The 765-nt window shown below is 52.0% G+C and carries 2 rRNA genes (1 of these 2 only partly in view); both read right to left on the reverse strand.

The features are described 5' to 3' along the window. Positions 1–217, reverse strand: a 23S ribosomal RNA gene (locus tag RTU33_RS21815); the annotation flags it as partial. Between the two features lie 167 nt (positions 218–384). After that, positions 385–765: ribosomal RNA gene (locus RTU33_RS21820) — 16S ribosomal RNA — on the reverse strand (its annotated part continues 326 nt past the right edge of the window); the annotation flags it as partial.

Genomic DNA, 765 nt, shown 5'->3' on the forward strand with positions numbered 1-765 from the left:
TCCGGGTACTTAGATGTTTCAGTTCCCCGGGTCTGCCTCACGCTACGCTATGTATTCACGTAGCCTGTCCCATCCCATTACGGATGGTGGGTTCCCCCATTCGGAAATCTTCGGATCAAAGCATACTTACTGCTCCCCGAAGCATATCGCTGTTCGTCGCGTCCTTCATCGGCTCCTAGTGCCAAGGCATCCACCGTACGCCCTTCATACCTTGATCTAGCGTTGGTATTCTAAGAACACACGTCTTAAATGACATGGTTAATTAAAAGTTTGATGTCTTGTTGATGTCTTCAGTTTTCAAGGTGCGAGTGTCTCTTGCGAGACTGAGAGACGAGCTCTCAAAACTGAACGATGGGCATGTCCCGTAAGGGACGTTTTCCTTAGAAAGGAGGTGATCCAGCCGCACCTTCCGATACGGCTACCTTGTTACGACTTCACCCCAATCATCTGTCCCACCTTCGACGGCTAGCTCCTAAAAGGTTACTCCACCGGCTTCGGGTGTTACAAACTCTCGTGGTGTGACGGGCGGTGTGTACAAGACCCGGGAACGTATTCACCGCAGTATGCTGACCTGCGATTACTAGCGATTCCGACTTCATGCAGGCGAGTTGCAGCCTGCAATCCGAACTGGGAACGGCTTTATGGGATTGGCTCCACCTCGCGGTCTCGCTGCCCTTTGTACCGTCCATTGTAGCACGTGTGTAGCCCAACTCATAAGGGGCATGATGATTTGACGTCATCCCCACCTTCCTCCGGTTTGTCACC

This window comes from Scandinavium sp., from assembly GCF_032012665.1.
Classification (GTDB): Bacteria; Pseudomonadota; Gammaproteobacteria; order Enterobacterales; family Enterobacteriaceae; genus Scandinavium.